Origin of the sequence: Tenacibaculum sp. nBUS_03, from assembly GCF_051201695.1 — a bacterium.
GTDB lineage: Bacteria > Bacteroidota > Bacteroidia > Flavobacteriales > Flavobacteriaceae > Polaribacter.
Genome location: NZ_CP179214.1, coordinates 3,116,777 through 3,132,372, shown reverse-complemented (window position 1 = coordinate 3,132,372; position 15,596 = coordinate 3,116,777). Strand labels below are relative to the sequence as shown.

General features: G+C 27.8%; 20 protein-coding genes. 18 read left to right on the top strand and 2 right to left on the bottom strand.

The annotated features are described in order from the left end of the window. The first annotated feature begins 6 nt into the window (after positions 1-6). The 7 genes from ACMFBB_RS14480 to ACMFBB_RS14450 all read left to right on the top strand — a co-directional run bounded on the left by ACMFBB_RS14480 (position 7) and on the right by ACMFBB_RS14450 (position 4,669). The gene (locus ACMFBB_RS14480; protein WP_435261466.1) at positions 7-468 is read left to right on the top strand and encodes an Lrp/AsnC ligand binding domain-containing protein; all 462 of its coding nucleotides are present in this window, start codon (positions 7-9) and stop codon (positions 466-468) included. Between the two features lie 7 nt (positions 469-475). Next, on the top strand, positions 476-1,057 hold the full coding sequence (locus ACMFBB_RS14475) for a HupE/UreJ family protein (protein ID WP_435261465.1): 582 nt from the start codon (positions 476-478) through the stop codon (positions 1,055-1,057). A 58-nt stretch (positions 1,058-1,115) separates the two neighbouring features. After that, positions 1,116-1,541 carry a deoxycytidylate deaminase gene (locus tag ACMFBB_RS14470; protein ID WP_435264312.1) on the top strand — a complete coding sequence of 142 codons (426 nt, stop codon included), beginning with the start codon at positions 1,116-1,118 and terminating at the stop codon, positions 1,539-1,541. After that, the gene (locus tag ACMFBB_RS14465; protein ID WP_435261464.1) at positions 1,534-3,102 is read left to right on the top strand and encodes a S41 family peptidase; all 1,569 of its coding nucleotides are present in this window, start codon (positions 1,534-1,536) and stop codon (positions 3,100-3,102) included. Before ACMFBB_RS14470 ends, ACMFBB_RS14465 begins: the two co-directional genes overlap by 8 nt. Before the next feature lie 419 nt (positions 3,103-3,521). Next, the gene (locus tag ACMFBB_RS14460; RefSeq protein ID WP_435261463.1) at positions 3,522-3,701 is read left to right on the top strand and encodes a hypothetical protein; all 180 of its coding nucleotides are present in this window, start codon (positions 3,522-3,524) and stop codon (positions 3,699-3,701) included. After that, positions 3,688-4,455, top strand: coding sequence for a hypothetical protein (locus ACMFBB_RS14455; RefSeq protein ID WP_435261462.1), 768 nt, complete (start codon positions 3,688-3,690; stop codon positions 4,453-4,455). The genes ACMFBB_RS14460 and ACMFBB_RS14455 overlap by 14 nt, the downstream gene beginning before the upstream one ends. Before the next feature lies 1 nt (position 4,456). After that, entirely contained in the window at positions 4,457-4,669 is a 213-nt protein-coding gene (locus ACMFBB_RS14450; protein ID WP_435261461.1) for a hypothetical protein, read from the top strand. Between the two features lie 5 nt (positions 4,670-4,674). Here the strand turns inward: ACMFBB_RS14450 and ACMFBB_RS14445 are convergent, their stop codons facing one another. Beyond that, positions 4,675-5,103: a hypothetical protein gene (locus ACMFBB_RS14445; protein ID WP_435261460.1), complete on the bottom strand. Its 429-nt coding sequence runs from the start codon at positions 5,101-5,103 to the stop codon at positions 4,675-4,677. 368 nt (positions 5,104-5,471) lie between these two features. Here ACMFBB_RS14445 and ACMFBB_RS14440 point away from each other — a divergent pair, with 368 nt between their 5' ends. The 11 genes from ACMFBB_RS14440 to ACMFBB_RS14390 all read left to right on the top strand — a co-directional run bounded on the left by ACMFBB_RS14440 (position 5,472) and on the right by ACMFBB_RS14390 (position 15,032). Further along, a complete protein-coding gene (locus tag ACMFBB_RS14440; RefSeq protein ID WP_435261459.1) occupies positions 5,472-6,017 on the top strand; it encodes a hypothetical protein in 546 nt (181 codons plus the stop codon). A gap of 28 nt (positions 6,018-6,045) precedes the next feature. Then, positions 6,046-6,765: a hypothetical protein gene (locus ACMFBB_RS14435; protein WP_435261458.1), complete on the top strand. Its 720-nt coding sequence runs from the start codon at positions 6,046-6,048 to the stop codon at positions 6,763-6,765. 62 nt (positions 6,766-6,827) lie between these two features. Beyond that, positions 6,828-8,705: a hypothetical protein gene (locus ACMFBB_RS14430; protein WP_435261457.1), complete on the top strand. Its 1,878-nt coding sequence runs from the start codon at positions 6,828-6,830 to the stop codon at positions 8,703-8,705. 125 nt (positions 8,706-8,830) lie between these two features. Further along, positions 8,831-9,370 carry an RNA polymerase sigma factor gene (locus tag ACMFBB_RS14425; RefSeq protein ID WP_435261456.1) on the top strand — a complete coding sequence of 180 codons (540 nt, stop codon included), beginning with the start codon at positions 8,831-8,833 and terminating at the stop codon, positions 9,368-9,370. 15 nt (positions 9,371-9,385) lie between these two features. Then, positions 9,386-10,153, top strand: coding sequence for a HEAT repeat domain-containing protein (locus ACMFBB_RS14420; protein WP_435261455.1), 768 nt, complete (start codon positions 9,386-9,388; stop codon positions 10,151-10,153). Positions 10,154-10,171: 18 nt separating this feature from the next. Further along, entirely contained in the window at positions 10,172-10,993 is an 822-nt protein-coding gene (locus tag ACMFBB_RS14415; protein WP_435261454.1) for a hypothetical protein, read from the top strand. A 43-nt stretch (positions 10,994-11,036) separates the two neighbouring features. Then, positions 11,037-11,768 (top strand): DUF4097 family beta strand repeat-containing protein, encoded by a 732-nt coding sequence (locus tag ACMFBB_RS14410; RefSeq protein WP_435261453.1) that lies wholly within the window; start codon positions 11,037-11,039, stop codon positions 11,766-11,768. A 56-nt stretch (positions 11,769-11,824) separates the two neighbouring features. Next, positions 11,825-12,943, top strand: a complete 1,119-nt coding sequence (locus ACMFBB_RS14405) for a transglutaminase domain-containing protein (protein ID WP_435261452.1) — start codon at positions 11,825-11,827, stop codon at positions 12,941-12,943. Between the two features lie 103 nt (positions 12,944-13,046). Further along, complete coding sequence (locus ACMFBB_RS14400; protein ID WP_435261451.1) at positions 13,047-13,397, top strand: YciI family protein; 351 nt, start codon at positions 13,047-13,049, stop codon at positions 13,395-13,397. Continuing rightward, positions 13,397-14,638 (top strand): RNA polymerase sigma factor, encoded by a 1,242-nt coding sequence (locus tag ACMFBB_RS14395; RefSeq protein ID WP_435261450.1) that lies wholly within the window; start codon positions 13,397-13,399, stop codon positions 14,636-14,638. The genes ACMFBB_RS14400 and ACMFBB_RS14395 overlap by 1 nt, the downstream gene beginning before the upstream one ends. A gap of 49 nt (positions 14,639-14,687) precedes the next feature. Beyond that, the gene (locus ACMFBB_RS14390; RefSeq protein ID WP_435261449.1) at positions 14,688-15,032 is read left to right on the top strand and encodes a VOC family protein; all 345 of its coding nucleotides are present in this window, start codon (positions 14,688-14,690) and stop codon (positions 15,030-15,032) included. A 64-nt stretch (positions 15,033-15,096) separates the two neighbouring features. On the opposite strand, the gene ACMFBB_RS14385 is transcribed toward ACMFBB_RS14390, so the two are convergent. After that, positions 15,097-15,585 carry an MOSC domain-containing protein gene (locus tag ACMFBB_RS14385; RefSeq protein WP_435261448.1) on the bottom strand — a complete coding sequence of 163 codons (489 nt, stop codon included), beginning with the start codon at positions 15,583-15,585 and terminating at the stop codon, positions 15,097-15,099. Between the last annotated feature and the right edge of the window lie 11 nt (positions 15,586-15,596).

Here is a 15,596-nt window from a genome sequence, read left to right as displayed (position 1 = left end):
CAAATCATGACAAAGAAATTTAAAATTGATGGTATAGATAAAATAATTATAAAAAGGCTAGTTCAAGATGCTAGAACTCCTGTTTTAAGTATTGCTCGTGAAGTTGGAATTTCTGGTGCTGCTATTCATCAAAGATTAAGAAAATTAGAAGATTCAGATTTAATTGATGGCTATAAAATGGTATTAAACCCCAAAACTTTAGGATATACTACTACCGCTTTTGTTGGTGTGTTTTTAGATGCTTCCAGCCTATACTCGTCAGCTATTAAAAGATTAAAGGAAATACCTGAAATTGTAGAAAGCCATTACACCACAGGTAACTATGCTGTTTTTATAAAAATTATGTGTAAAAATAATGAGGACTTAATGCATCTTCTAAACAAAGATATTCAAACAATAAAAGGAGTATCAAGAACTGAAACTTTTATTTCATTAGACCAACAAATTAACCGACAAATTAAAATTTAATAGTTAAATGAACGATTTTATTTTTTATTTTAAAATGGGCTTATTTCATGTTTTGGACATAAAAGCCTATGACCATATTCTTTTTCTAATTGTTTTAGCTGTTGTTTATCAATTTAAACAATGGAAAAAAGTTTTATGGCTAATTACTTTATTTACTATTGGTCACTCTATTACATTAGCCCTTTCTGCATACGGTATTATAAATGTACGAGCAGACTTGGTTGAATTCCTAATCCCCTTAACAATATTCATTACTGGTTTAATGAACGTGTTAACCGCTAAAAAAGCTTCTGTAGGAAAGGAAAATCAAAATTTATTCTTTGCCTTATTTTTTGGATTAATACATGGGCTAGGTTTTTCAAATTATTTTAAAATCATGATAGGTAAAGCGAGTGATAAATTAGTTCCTTTATTAGAATTTGCTTTAGGAGTTGAAGTTGCTCAAGTAATAATAGTTTTAGGAATTCTCTTAATAGGATCTTTATCACAAAGTGTATTAGGGGTTAACCGCCGTGACTGGATACTTGTTGTTTCTTCTATAGTTATTGGTTTTGCTTTTCAAATGATGATTGATCGTGTTTTTTGGTAAAAATTAACAATACTAAATTATAATTCTAACTAAATTAGCCTTTTATCTAAATTTTTAGATCTTGAATAAAAAACAACGTAAATACGACATCGCTTACTTAAAGATGGCACATGAATGGGGACAATTATCTCATTGTAAAAGAAAAAAAGTAGGTGCTCTTATTGTTAAAGACCGAATGATTATTTCTGATGGTTATAATGGTACTCCTTCTGGTTTTGAAAACTATTGTGAGGATGATGAAGGCTATACTAAATGGTATGTTTTACATGCTGAAGCCAATGCTATTTTAAAAGTTGCGGCCTCAACGCAATCATGCCTTAATGCTACTTTATATATTACATTATCTCCTTGCCAACAATGTAGTAAACTTATACACCAAGCTGGCATTAAACGAGTTGTTTATGCCGATGCTTATAAAGATCGTTCTGGATTAGATTTTTTAGAAAAAGCAGGAGTAGAACTGACACATTTACCAAATGAATAAAAATAACTTACCTATTTATTTTTCTATAGCTGTTGTTTTCGGTATTCTTATCGGGACATTTTTCAGTAAAGGAAACTCAAGCATCATTGGAAAAAATTCATCGAATGAACGTAAAATCAAAAGACTGATTGATTACATTCAAAGTGATTATGTTGACAATGTAAATACTGATAAACTATTAGACGGTGCCATTGCAGAAATGCTTGGAAAATTAGATCCTCACTCAGTGTACATTCCTAAAGAAAATTTGCAATTGGTTACCGAAAATATGCAAGGTAATTTTGTGGGAATTGGTGTTCAATTTAGAATGGACGAAGACACTATAACTGTTATTGAACCTATAAAAGGAGGGCCTAGTATAAAAAAAGGTATTAAAGCTGGTGATAGAATTTTATTAGCTAATAATGACACTTTATATGGTAAAAAATTAAAATCTGCACAAATACTAAAAAAACTAAAAGGGAAACCAAATACTAATGTTGATTTACAAATTTACAGAAAAACTAATGACAGTATTTTTAATACTATTATTACACGTGGTAAAGTAAACATTAAAAGTGTTGATGTAGCTTATATGGTTAATGAAACCATTGGTTATATCAAACTAGACCGTTTTGCTCGTAATACCTATAAAGAATTTAAGCTTTCTTTAAAAAAATTATTAAACGAAGGAATGACCAGCTTAGTTTTAGATTTACGTGGTAATGGTGGAGGGTTTATTGACATCGCTAATAAAATTATAGATGAATTTTTAGAAGAAGATAAACTCATGGTGTACACCAAAAATAATAAAGGAGATATTAATAAATCTTTTGCTACTGAAAAAGGAGATTTTGAAAATGGCAGCTTATATGTTTTAATAGATGAAAACTCTGCTTCAGCCTCTGAAATTGTAGCTGGTGCTTTACAAGACAACGATAAAGGTATAATTATTGGTCGTAGATCATTTGGTAAAGGGTTAGTTCAACAAGAAATGGATTTAGGAGATGGTTCAGCAGTTCGGCTAACAACAGCTCGTTACTACACCCCTACTGGTCGCTCTATTCAAAAACCTTACAAAAACGATAAAAAATCAACAGATTACAGAAGCGATATTCAAAATAGATATACAAATGGAGAATTGTTTGATAAAGATAGTATAAAAACTATTGATAGCTTACAATTTAAAACCCCAAAAGGTAAAATCGTTTATGGAGGTGGAGGGATTATTCCAGATATATTTGTAGCGGTTGATACTACAGCCTATTTACCTACAATTTTTTTCAGTCCGTTAAATAACTTTGCCTTTGAATATGTTGATGAAAACCGCAAAAAATTATCAAAATTATCAATAAATAACTTCATTAAGAATTTTGATAAAAACAAAACAGTATCTACTACTTTTTTAGACAAACTAAAGAAGTATAAGCTTTCTGAAAGAACCAAAAAACAATTAGAACAAAACTTGAAAATTCTTATTGCAAGAAACCTATATAATGACGAAGGCTTGTATAAACTTAATCAACAAAACGATAAAATGCTACAAAAAGTTTTAGAAATTGAAACTAAAAGCAACCGTTAAAAACCTTATTAAAACAACCTATCCAAAAAACTAACAATAGCTTCATTATTGTTAGTTTTTTTGGTTATGAAGTAAAAACTAGAATTCTTAGCTTTTGAAATTTTAGTAGCTTTTCACTTTACAAATTAGATATTTTAAAATGTATTTTAAAACTAATTCATACACTCCTTTAATTAACAAGTTTTTACAGAATATTTACAGGTAATTTCTCACTTTTATAAACTATTTTTTAAAATACAACTACGGGAAAACCCTTAGACTTACACTAGGGGTATTGGGTATTGCTTGTTTTTAAAAAACACTGTAATTTTGAAAAAGCATTATTTGCTATAAAAGACTAATAATCAATACAAAACATTTATTTTAAACAATCATTTACTACTATATTTACACTTGTATTAACTTTAAAATAGTGTAAAATGAAAAACTTAAGAACAATTTTAGCAGTAGTATTTTGTATGGTAGTATTAACTAGTTGTACAGATAATTCTTTAGAGGAAATTGAACAAAATGAAAGACAAAACAATATCCAACTCATTGAACCAGGGGACGATGGAGTACCTGAACCCGAAGAAGAGGAAACTGGTGAAGAAGAGTAACATAAAAGGGATTATACTAGGCATAGTAGCGTTTTGTATAGTTGCTATGTCTTTATTTCATATTCCTTTCAAAAGATATTCAGAAAATTTCTTAGAGCATAAAAAGGGATACACAAAAATTATAAAAGAAAGAAGTTATCTTCAAGATTCTTTATTGAATGAACTAGGCATCACCCTGACAATAGCACAGTATAAAAAAGCTAAGAAAAAATATTGGAAACTATCTCAAAATAAATTAAAAACATATACTAAAAGGAAAAAAGAGCTAATAGAGGAACACTCTTTTAGAGGGAGAACAAGTTTTCGGTTTTGGCTTTTTGTATTTGGGTTAGTTATAGCCTTACTCTTTTTTAGTTGCAAATCATTGTATCATGATATTGTAAACGGTAGCACTTTTAAATTTCAATTTATATCACTCACTGGTATAGCAGTCTCTTTTTTTTGGTTAATACACTTAGTGTTTCTTACCCAACAAGATTTCAATAAAAATAGTTATATAGCAATTCTATTAATAGCAGGAATACTTTCAAGTTGTTTCACATACTTTTTAGTGAAAAACTACACCTATAAAGATGATTTAATATTAAAACAACTTTCATTAATTGACAGAATAAAAACAGTTCATTATCCTAGAGTAGCTTTGAAAGCACTTTACTCTGAAAGAAACGATAAAGCAATGCTTTCTGCTGACAGTGTTAAAGAAAACACCAATGCATTTGATGATGATATAGTAACAACACTAAAAGGAGTTTAGTATGAGCATGAAGCTGCTGAGAAATATAATACGTAGGATCTTAAAAAAAAGGACCTATACGACTAAAGAACAACGAAGAAACATTAAAAAGAAAACTATTATTGAAATAGCTAAAAAAGTTATTGAAGAAGAAAATAAAACAAATGAAATTAACGATAAATTAGACAAAAAAATGAGTACATTTTTAAACAAAAACAAATCTCTTTTTTTATGAGGTTTCTAGTATCCATTTTTGAGTTTTTGCTCTAATAACTTTTCATAACTTTCTATTTTAGCATACATTTTATTCAACTCTCTTTGTTGTTGAAAGTTAGATAATATTGTAACTACAGCATCAATTTTAGTTTCTTCTCTAAAACTATCAGCATTAATTAAGATATAATCCAATACATCTTCATTACTAACCCCTTCTAAACCAAACAAGTAATCACCCCCTGTATTCAACATCATATCATTTCCTGTAATTAACCAATTAAAATTTAAATCAGGGTAATTAGCAGAAATAGCAACAAGCCACTTAGAATTTATTTCTGTGCCATTATTAATAGCATCACTTAAAACACCATCCCCTATACCAATAGCACTTTCAAAATCACTAATACTAATACCTTTAAAATCAATAAATTTCTTAACTCTGTTTATTATCATGATAAAATATAAAAAGGTTTTAAATTGGGGGTAACACGATATAGCAAATCGCTCTTAACAAATGTAAGAAAATTTAAGATAGTGCTGGTAATAGTTTTTTGTTATAATCTTTAAAATAAAATTTAGCTGTAAATATTTAAACAACAAAAACAGTCTACTTTTTCAATAAATACCTGTTGTATTAAACACTATTCTCTACAATTAAGAATTCTTCTTTTGCTTGTAGTAAATTTTAAAAAACTATTTAATAAGTATGTCAATGGCTTACCAAAAGTAAGCCACTGACTTACTTTTACTTACTTATTTATATGTACTTTTGAAAAAAATAACTTGTAAATTTATAATGCGGAAAACATAAATATAAATTTATGAGAAAATCATTTGAATTATTAAAAGTAAAAGAAGAAAAAGAATTCAATAACATTTACTGTTTAGAGAAAAAAAATAATATCTGTTTCCCTCCTTCATACAAAATATTTATCAATAACTTTTTAGTTGGAGAGAATGGTATTTCATATGAAATGTTTTATCATCCTACTTTTAAAGATAAAAGGTATCTTAGTTATTTTACTTTTTCTTTAAAACCTGAAATTGATTTTTCAGGTTTTAACTCCATTGAAGACTCAATATTATTTTCAAAAGAAATAGAAGATAAAGATGATATTGATTACCTAACTATTGGTCATTGTGCTATTGGAGGTATTTTACTAGGATTAAAAGGAGACAAAAAAGATTTCATTTATTATTATGATCCTGATGGATATCCAAATACTCATACAAAAATTGCAGATAATATATTTAATTTTGTTAGTGCACTTAAAGAAGTTATGCAGCCTGAAGAATATTTAGATGGTGTTAAATTTTATCAACTATATAAAAACTGGGGAGATAAAACATGGAGAGTGAAAGAATAACCCCAAAACAATCATAACTTAAGTAAAAATGATAAAAAAAACATTTTTAATAATCCTATTTTTATTGAGTGTAACAGCTTTTACTCAAAATATAACAGATGGATATTTACAGTATTCTTTAACTTTAAAAAAAGATAATCCTGCGATAACCGAATTACATGCTCAAAACGAAAACAAAGAAGATAGTTTAATTACAAAAGGGGTTTTTGAAGCATCTAAAAGCATCAAAAGTCTTTCATTTAATGTAGAGCTCAATATCTATCCTGATACTGTATTAATAAAAACTGTTGATACTAAAATTTTATTTATTCCTGAAAAACAAAAAAAACACACGCTCTTTTATAGAAATAATAAAGAATACAAAAGGTTTTTTGAAATCACTGAAGATTTAAAAAAGAAATGGAACATAAAACATACAATTGAAATAGACAGAAATGATAAAAAAACAATCAATGGTATTGAAGCCTATAAAATAGTTATCACTGAAATAAAACAATCTTCTTTAGGTGAGCTTATAGATGTTAATGAAGTTTATGTTAATGACAAAATAAAAATTCCTTTTAATAATTATGAAATTCTTGATTTAAAGAACAACATTGATTTAACTGGTTTAATTTTAGAAATAAAATCATACGACAAAGATTCTCCGAGTTTATATAATTTTTATGAACTCAAAGAGTATAATTTAAAAAAGCAAGATAAAAAGCTATTAGAAAGTATAAAAAAAAGAATAACTTCTACTAACTAACATTTAAAATAAAAAACAAGTACAGCCTGTTTAAAAGAAGGCTGTACTTACTAAAATAAACTATGAAAAACTACATTTTACTAATTACGCTATTTTTAAACAGTCTATGTTTTGGTCAAAACCAACATGGTATAAAAATACAAACCACTCAAAGTGAAAGAAATCAACAGTGTCAATACTTTTCAAAAATGTTTAGGCAAAAACCTAAAGAAATAAAGTTTGGCATTAAAAGAGAAGGCACTAAACTTTTTTTTGAAATAAATAACAAAAAGTGGTTTACTCAGCTTTTTAAACAAAGTGGTGATGGTATAGCTGTAGATATTGTACCAAAAACAAGATATGAATGTAATGAAGATGTAAAGCCACAACAAGTAAGAGGTCTTTTATTAAAACCTGTATATGCAAAACAGTTACGAAGAAGTTTAAAGCCCTATCAAAAAAGGTATAGAGTATATGTAGGACAAATACCCAAACCACTTGCAAAAGATGAATTAGAATTTAATATTTTGTTTTTATCAAATAGAACATTGTGTGAATATTATTATATATACAATTTGCAATCATACCCATGGGATTTACTAGATATGGGAGTATATTTAGACTCATTAGCGTACAAAACAAAAAATATAACTACAGTAAAAGATAAATTTGTAAAAAAATACAAAACGCTAAAATTCACTATCCCTTTCAAAAAAAATAAAGCCACCTATTTACCTGAAGATATTAAACCTTTATATGACTCTTTACAGCTAACAGATTTTAATATCAAAAAAATTAATATTAGAGCCTATGCATCAGTTGAAGGAAGTTTAAAAAGAAATACCGAACTACAAAATCAACGTGCTAGTAGTATTGCAAAAGCACTACAGTCATTTCAAAAACCTCATATCCAAACAGAAGTTAAAACCTCAGAAAACTGGGTAGAGTTTTTGAATGACATTGAAGAAACAAAATATACTGATTTTACGGATCTACCAAAAAAAGAAATAAAAAAGAAATTAGTAGGTAAAGTAGCTACTGATTTAGAACCGTATTTAAAAAATCATCGAAAAGCGGTACTTACTTTAGAACTCGATAAAATTGATAAATATAAAGACATGCCAATCACCAAACTGGTAACGCTTTTTAATGAAAACATTGTTAATAACGATATACAACAAGCAATAAACATTCAAAATACGATTATAGGAAAGTTAGCTGAAAAATATTCTCCAGAAGTTTTAACCAACATGGAAATTCCTAGGCAAAAAAAATACATCACCCTACTTACCAAAAATAGTATGGTTAAGTATTTAAACAATATTAGTCAAACATTAATTGTTACTAATGAATTAGAACAATTAGAAAAAATAGCACCAAAAAACAAAAGAATAAAATACAATTTAGCTGTTTTAAAGTTTATTATTTGGAGAAACAATGCAAAATCATTAGATGAAAATAATTTTAAAAAGAAAATTTTCAACTTAAAAAAATATGGTGTTAATCAAAAATTAATAAACCGAATGCTTGTAAACTTTCATATAGTAAAAGCAGAAAAAGAAATGAGAAAAGGAAACTATGCCAAAAAAGATGTTTCTGTAACCTATATTTTAAACAACTATAAAAAATTTCCTCTTTCAAACTATGACTACTTAAGTTTAGCACAGTTTCTATCTCATTATGCCAATATAGATAGTGCTATTGAACTACTAGATAAAAAAGCTAGAAGTATTACCATAGACGAAGATTTACTTTTTTATTATTTAAACTTAACGATAATAAATACAGTATATACTGAAACGACTGAATATAGAACAATCATGCTAAATGCTATTAACATGAATAAAGAGCGTTTTTGCAAACTTTTCAATCCTTCATTAGAAGGTGGCGTTACTTTTCAGCTACTAGAAGACAAGTACCTACGTAAAGCATATTGTGAAAGTTGCGATACTTCTAAGTAATTAAAAAACATCTCAATAATTAAAAACTCACCTAATGGTGAGTTTTTTTTATTTTTTTTCATCCTTAATGTAACCTTTTTGTAAATTGATGGTTTTAAAGATAGAAACTAACAAAAACTAACACATTGAAAAACTTAACAGACGAAGAACTTATGTTATTAGTTGCCAATGGAGATCTGGAAAAATTATCTATAATTTTTGATAGATATCATCTTCGAATCTTTAATTTTTTCAAAAAAATGTTAGGTAATAAAACAATAAGTGAGGATTTAACGCAAGAAGTGTTTGTAAAAATATTAAAATATAAATCATCCTATAAAAGTGGGAATTTTGCTTCTTGGATATTTACAATTGCAAGAAATATTTTTACAACTCATTATCAAAAAAACAAAAAAGAAAGAGCCAATATTATTAATGATGATTTAATAAGTTCAGATGAAGAAATAGGAACTTACGAAAACAAGGAAGAAATAGAACATTTACAAAAATCATTACAAAAATTAAATGTTTCTGATAGAGAATTAATAATAATGCATAGGTATCAGGGAATAAACTACGAACAAATTGCAGAAATTTTAGGAAGTTCAGCTGGTGCTGTAAAAGTCAAAACACATAGGGCTTTAAAGAAATTAAAAAACATGTATTTTCAAACTATAGAAGGTTGATAAAAAAAAAACATTATGAAGTGTAACGACATACAAAACCAACTTATTGATTACATAGACAATAAACTCTTAAAAGAAGAGCGATTAATAGTAGAAAATCACATAAAAACTTGTGATAATTGTGCAAAGGAATTAAAACAAATAGAAGATATTATTTCGGTTATATCCAATGATGAATTAGAACAACCAAGTGAATCATTAAAATTAAACTTTGAAGATTTTTTAGCTAAAGAGATAAAAAAATCAGAAGCTAAAGTTATCTCGATAAACAGCAAATCAGATTGGAAATCGTATCTAAAAATTGCGGCAAGTATTTTAATTGTTTTAAGTGCTTTTTTAATTGGCAGGCAATCTAATCAACAAAAAACAGCAACTGCTAGTAAACAAAAAACACAACAACAGCAACAGTTTTTTGCTTTATTAGATAATCAATCAGCTAGTAAACGAATTTTAGGAGTAAATAATTCAAAAAAGTTTTCAAAAAATAATACAGAAATAATTGAAGCCATAGTTGATAAGTTATTCTATGATAAAAATGTTAATGTGCGATTAGCTGCAGCAGAAGCACTTTCAAAATTTTCATCGTTAGAACTTGTAAAAACAGCTTTAATAAAAGCATTGCAAACAGAAAAAGAAGCCATTATTCAAATTGAATTAATTCAAATTTTAGCTAAAATACAAGAAAAAAGAGCGCTCGAACCAATGAAAAAATTATTAGAAAACAAGGAAACACCCAACTACGTTAAACAAGAACTACAATACAACATACCAAGTTTATTGTAATTAAAATTATAAAACATCATGAAAAAATTAGTCATATTATTAGCATTTATTGGAAGTAGCGTTTTTTCACAAAGTAAAGAGCACAAACATTCTTTACAGGGAATAAAAAAAGTACGTATCTTATCTAATACTAAAATTAAAGTTGTAGCAACCAATACAAATTCATTACTGGTAAAAAACTACGAAAAACACTCTGAAAATCGACATGAAAGAATTATTTATCCTCGTCACTCGAACAACCAAAATAATCAAAAGAAAAAAGAAGAAAAAAGAAAAGGATTAACCGCAATTTATCCCGGAGGTAAAGACAATACTAATGGATTTGGTTTTTCTATAACAAAAGAAGGAAATACGTTAATTGTTAAAGATTTAAAATCTCGTTTCCAACGCAACGGAATACAGTTTGAACTTCCAAAGAATATTAATGTTTTTGTAGATTCAGGTAACTTAGGCAGCATTGACATTGAAGGCTTTTCTTCTGAAATTGAAGCTGATTCGAATTGTGGTGAGATTAACATGAAAAATGTTACTGGTCCTATTACTGCTCACTCAAGTGTAGGAGCTATTACAATAGATTTTAGTAAAGTAAATCAGTCATCTCCTATTAGCATTAGTTCATCTGTTGGTGAAATTGACATTGCTATTCCCGCTTCTACAAAAGCTGACTTAGAAATAAAAACGAACAAAACAGTTTATACGAACTTTGATGTTAACATTCCTACAAAAGAAGGGCTAAAAAATGTAAGTGGAAGTAAAAGAATTATAAGTACTATTAATAATGGCGGGGTACAAATTAAATTAATATCGTCAATGGGAGATATTTATCTTAGAAAAAAATAATCTCTTAAATTACTAATTCACACATAATTTAAAATATAAAAAAATGAAAAGTTTATTCTTATTCATAGGGCTACTATTGCCTTTTAGTACCCTAACCGCTCAAAAAAAAGTAGAAACAAAACAAAATTCTAACTCTATTGAAGAAGTGTATGTAAATACCAAATTTGCTAACACTATAGAAGTTCAAAATTGGAGTAAAAATGAAATCTCAGTAGTTGCTAACGTTAATATAAATGACAATAAAGACAATGATTACTTTAAATTTGAAACTAAAAAAACGAGAGCTATTTATAATGTAAATTCTGATTTTGGTAACTTATTTAAAAAACATAAAAAAGGAGTTACAATAACTCACAGTGGTAAAGGTTGTAACAGTTACAATTTTTGTTCTAACCATAATAATATAGTTATTAATTATGTTATTTATGTACCTAAAAAAATGACTTTAAAAGTTAAAAGTATTTCCGGTGATGTAGCCGTTTCTTCATATCAAGGGAAATTAACGCTAGATTTAGTTAGTGGTAATATTGATATAAAAAAACACTCAGAAAACATGTATTTAAAAACTGTTAGTGGTGATATTGATGTTGCTGTAGTTGATGCTACTTTTGAAGCAAGAACATTAACGGGTACTGTATATTCAGATTTAGATATTGACTTTACTCAAAAAAATAAGAGGTCATTTCAAAATAAAATTAAAGGAACTATAAAAAATGGTACCGCTAGTTTAAAATTAAAAACTGTTAGTGGCGATATTCTTTTAAGAAAAATTTAAATAAGACAACCTTATAAGTACATTTATAGTCTATAAAATAAACACAACATATAACTATGAAAAAACTATTTTTAGTACTTATTTTAACAGGCTTATTTATTTCTTGTAAAGAATCAAAAACACGCAACAATCATCCAGTAATAAATGCATCAACTGTAAATACTAGCTTTAAAATTGCAGAAAACTGGTATAACGGAAGATGGTCTATTGCTCCACAAGTAAAGCATGATACTTTGAAAATCCAATGCCTTTCCAATCCTGAAAAATTCGTTTTCAAAACAGATATGGATAGCATTTCTTTTGATGTTTTTGAAGGAAAATCGTATGATTTTTATGTACATTTAAATGATTCTATATATGCACATACAATAATTAAAGGGACTTCTTTTTCGAGGGAAAAAATAAAACATAACATTACTTCTAAAAATGACAGTCTCTTTATTTTGTATGAAAATAACAAAGAAAATAAATATCTAACAAAACTTGCTTCAAAATACCCTATCCAAAACTTAATCGATCAAAAATCTAACGACACTGAAAAAATCGTGAAAATTTTAGATTGGACAAATGCTAGATGGAAACATAGCGGAAATAACTCACCAAGTAAATCAGACCCAATTACTATTTTAGATGAAGCTAAAGCTGGAGGTAGATTTCCTTGCTTTGCCTATGCAATTGTGCTAAAAGCCCAATTAGAAAATGCAGGTTTTAAGGCTAGAACTATTTATTTAAAAACTAAAGATGTAGAAACAAGAAAATCTTCTCCCGGACATGTAGCTACTGAGGTTTTTATTAATGATATACAAAAATGGGCATTTGTAGATGGTCAGTTCAATGTAATGCCTACTTTAAATAATACTCCTTTAAATGCTGTTGAGTTTCAAAATGCATTAACTAATAACTATGAAAGCCTAGAGCTAACTAGCTTAAAAAAAGTATCAAAGAGATCATATACTGAGTTTGTTTTTGATTATTTATACTATTTAGATACTAGCTTAGATCATCGAAACTTAATTGGAACTGACATTAACCAACAGAAAATAAATGATAAAACAACCCTAATGCTAGTACCAACTGAAGCTCCTAATCCAAGGAGAATTGATTTTTGGAATTCTAAAATCAATTATTGTATCTATACAAACTCTTTAAAAGATTTTTACGCCAAACCACATTAAAATTATTTAGTTAAATTAGTATTCATAATTTAATTTTGAAATAAAATTAAAAAAAGTGTCCTTTTTTATTTTTGGAAAACGTCTTACTAATACAAAACTTTAAATGATGAAAAAATTTATGATGCTTTTTGTTGGAACTGAATACACTGATCTTGGACTTTCTCCAGAAGAAATACAAAATCGCATGGAAAAATGGTTTGCATGGAGTGAGAAAATGGAAAAGGCTGGTATCTTAAGTGGTGGAGAAGCTTTAACATCACAAATAAGACGTATTGTTGGACAAAATAGAACAGTTACAGATTTAACTTCAGCCGAAGTTAAAGAAATTGTAGGGGGCTATTATTTAGTTGAAGCTAGTGATTTTGATTCAGTACAAGAAATTGCGCAAGATTTCCCTGATTACGACCTAGGAAACACGGTAGAAATTCGTGAAATTATGGTATTTGACAGTTAATGGATTCTAAACTCATAGACCATCTTTTCCGCCATCATAGCGGGAAGATGGTTGCTGTTTTAACTCGAATTTTTGGATTATCTAATCTTGAAATCATAGAAGATGCTGTTCAGGATACTTTTTTAAAAACAAGTACAAGTTGGCGTAATCAGCAACCTGATAATCCTGAAGCATGGTTAACTCATGCTGCAAAAAATAGAGTTTTAGATTTATTTAGAAAATTAAAAGCTGAAAAGAAATATATCCCGGAAATTAAAAATGGTATTGAAGCTATTTCCATCAATGACCTTTTTTTAGATACTGAAATTGAAGATGCTCAATTACGAATGATTTTCACTGCTTGTCATCCAAATTTAAATGCAAAAGATAGAATTTCCTTTGCCTTAAAAACCATTTCTGGTTTTAGCATAAAAGAAATAGCTTCTGCTTTATTGACTAAAGAAGAAACCATAAAAAAAAGATTACTAAGGGCTAAACAAAACATTCAGAAAACAAATTTACAATTCAAAATACCAACTGGAAATCAATTACCTATTAGAATTGAAAGTGTTTTAGAAATTTTATACCTCATCTTTAATGAAGGATTTCATTCTAATAAAAAAGAAATTTTAATCCAAAAAGAATTGTGCGGTGAAGCTATGCGTTTATGTAAAATGTTATTAAAAAATAAGCACACAAATATCTCTGCTAGTTATGCATTGTTTGCTTTAATGTGTTTTCATGCCGCTCGCTTAGATGCAAAAATAAATACTGAAAACGAATTACTCGATTTAAAAACTCAAGATAGAAACAAATGGTCTTTTCCTTTAATACAATTAGGAAATACAATGATGAATAAAGCTGTAGAAAACGATGAATTTTCTTGTTATCATTATGAAGCTGCTATAATAGCCGAACATATTAAAGCTCCTAACTTTGAGCTAACAAATTGGAATAAAATATTACAATGGTATCAACACTTATATAAACTACAACCAACAACTTCACATTTATTAAGTATGGCTGTAGTGTGTTTACAAAGTAAAAACTATATTAAAGCTAATTACTATTTTGATAAAATTACTCCTCTAGATTTAGGGCAACGCTCTTATTTATATTTTGGAGCCAAAGCCGAGTTGTTTTATCTAACTGGAAAAATTAAAGAAGCTATAAAATATGTTGATATTTCTTTAAAAAATGTAAATAATACATTAGAAAAAGAATACTTACTGAAAAAGAGAAAAATAATGTATAACCTTTAGTTTTTAGTTCTATCTTTAACTGAAATTACATTGATTAAAACCATAGTAGATGAACACCAACAATCACATAAACTACATAGAATTTACAGCTATTGATCTTGAAAAAATAAAAACATTTTACAGCAATACTTTTGGATGGGTTTTTACCGATTATGGACCAAATTATGTTGCTTTTTCAAATAGTGGTATAGAGGGAGGTTTCGAAAAAGTTGAAAATACTATGAAAAATGGGGTGTTAGTTGTCTTGTATCATGAAAACCTAGAAAGCGTTCATGATTTAATTATTAAATTTAAAGGTCAGATAGTTAAAAATACTTTTTCGTTTCCTGGTGGTAGAAGATTTCATTTTACTGACCCTTCAGGTAATGAATTAGCTGTTTGGTCAGATAATTAAGACTTACTTTTAGTTCTCTTTTCTGTATAAACTTGAGCTATTGTTTTAGTATCAGTACATGATTTTATTTGTGTAAACTGATCCCTGATCTCACAAAACCAGTTTCTACAACCTTAAAATAAATACCCGAAAAGTTTTGTTGCCAAAACTGTTTGACAATTTTCATCGTATTGAAACGAACTCCCAGCTTCATACACGGCTCTCTAGGTTTGGTTACCTCTAAAATTGCCTCTCCTACTTTAAATGTATCTCCAACATGAATCTTTGTTTCATCTAAGTCATCGATTGTTAAGTTTTCTCCAAACATTCCATACTCCCATTCCAATTCAGGATATAACTCTTTCCAATATTCATAGTGTTTTTGAGAGTACCCATAAACAGCCTGATCTACTCCTCCATGATATTTCCTATTACAAATAGCATCTCCTTTTACTTCTTCAATATCTAAATAAATAGGATTCTCAACAGGGAATTTAAAAATACCAGTGATAATCGTTTTACCTTTCCAATCTACTTCTTTACGCTCTCCTATGTTTGTTGCTAATATTTTCATTTTTACTTTTT

Excerpts from the sequence above, each read along its gene's own strand:
- ACMFBB_RS14480 (WP_435261466.1), top strand. The coding sequence starts at position 7 with ATGACAAAGAAATTTAAAATTGATGGTATAGATAAAATAATTATAAAA.
- ACMFBB_RS14475 (WP_435261465.1), top strand. The coding sequence starts at position 476 with ATGAACGATTTTATTTTTTATTTTAAAATGGGCTTATTTCATGTTTTG.
- ACMFBB_RS14465 (WP_435261464.1), top strand. The coding sequence starts at position 1,534 with ATGAATAAAAATAACTTACCTATTTATTTTTCTATAGCTGTTGTTTTC.
- ACMFBB_RS14460 (WP_435261463.1), top strand. The coding sequence starts at position 3,522 with ATGAAAAACTTAAGAACAATTTTAGCAGTAGTATTTTGTATGGTAGTA.
- ACMFBB_RS14450 (WP_435261461.1), top strand. The coding sequence starts at position 4,457 with ATGAGCATGAAGCTGCTGAGAAATATAATACGTAGGATCTTAAAAAAA.
- ACMFBB_RS14445 (WP_435261460.1), bottom strand. The coding sequence starts at position 5,103 with ATGATAATAAACAGAGTTAAGAAATTTATTGATTTTAAAGGTATTAGT.
- ACMFBB_RS14440 (WP_435261459.1), top strand. The coding sequence starts at position 5,472 with ATGAGAAAATCATTTGAATTATTAAAAGTAAAAGAAGAAAAAGAATTC.
- ACMFBB_RS14435 (WP_435261458.1), top strand. The coding sequence starts at position 6,046 with ATGATAAAAAAAACATTTTTAATAATCCTATTTTTATTGAGTGTAACA.
- ACMFBB_RS14430 (WP_435261457.1), top strand. The coding sequence starts at position 6,828 with ATGAAAAACTACATTTTACTAATTACGCTATTTTTAAACAGTCTATGT.
- ACMFBB_RS14420 (WP_435261455.1), top strand. The coding sequence starts at position 9,386 with ATGAAGTGTAACGACATACAAAACCAACTTATTGATTACATAGACAAT.
- ACMFBB_RS14415 (WP_435261454.1), top strand. The coding sequence starts at position 10,172 with ATGAAAAAATTAGTCATATTATTAGCATTTATTGGAAGTAGCGTTTTT.
- ACMFBB_RS14410 (WP_435261453.1), top strand. The coding sequence starts at position 11,037 with ATGAAAAGTTTATTCTTATTCATAGGGCTACTATTGCCTTTTAGTACC.
- ACMFBB_RS14405 (WP_435261452.1), top strand. The coding sequence starts at position 11,825 with ATGAAAAAACTATTTTTAGTACTTATTTTAACAGGCTTATTTATTTCT.
- ACMFBB_RS14400 (WP_435261451.1), top strand. The coding sequence starts at position 13,047 with ATGATGAAAAAATTTATGATGCTTTTTGTTGGAACTGAATACACTGAT.
- ACMFBB_RS14395 (WP_435261450.1), top strand. The coding sequence starts at position 13,397 with ATGGATTCTAAACTCATAGACCATCTTTTCCGCCATCATAGCGGGAAG.
- ACMFBB_RS14390 (WP_435261449.1), top strand. The coding sequence starts at position 14,688 with ATGAACACCAACAATCACATAAACTACATAGAATTTACAGCTATTGAT.
- ACMFBB_RS14385 (WP_435261448.1), bottom strand. The coding sequence starts at position 15,585 with ATGAAAATATTAGCAACAAACATAGGAGAGCGTAAAGAAGTAGATTGG.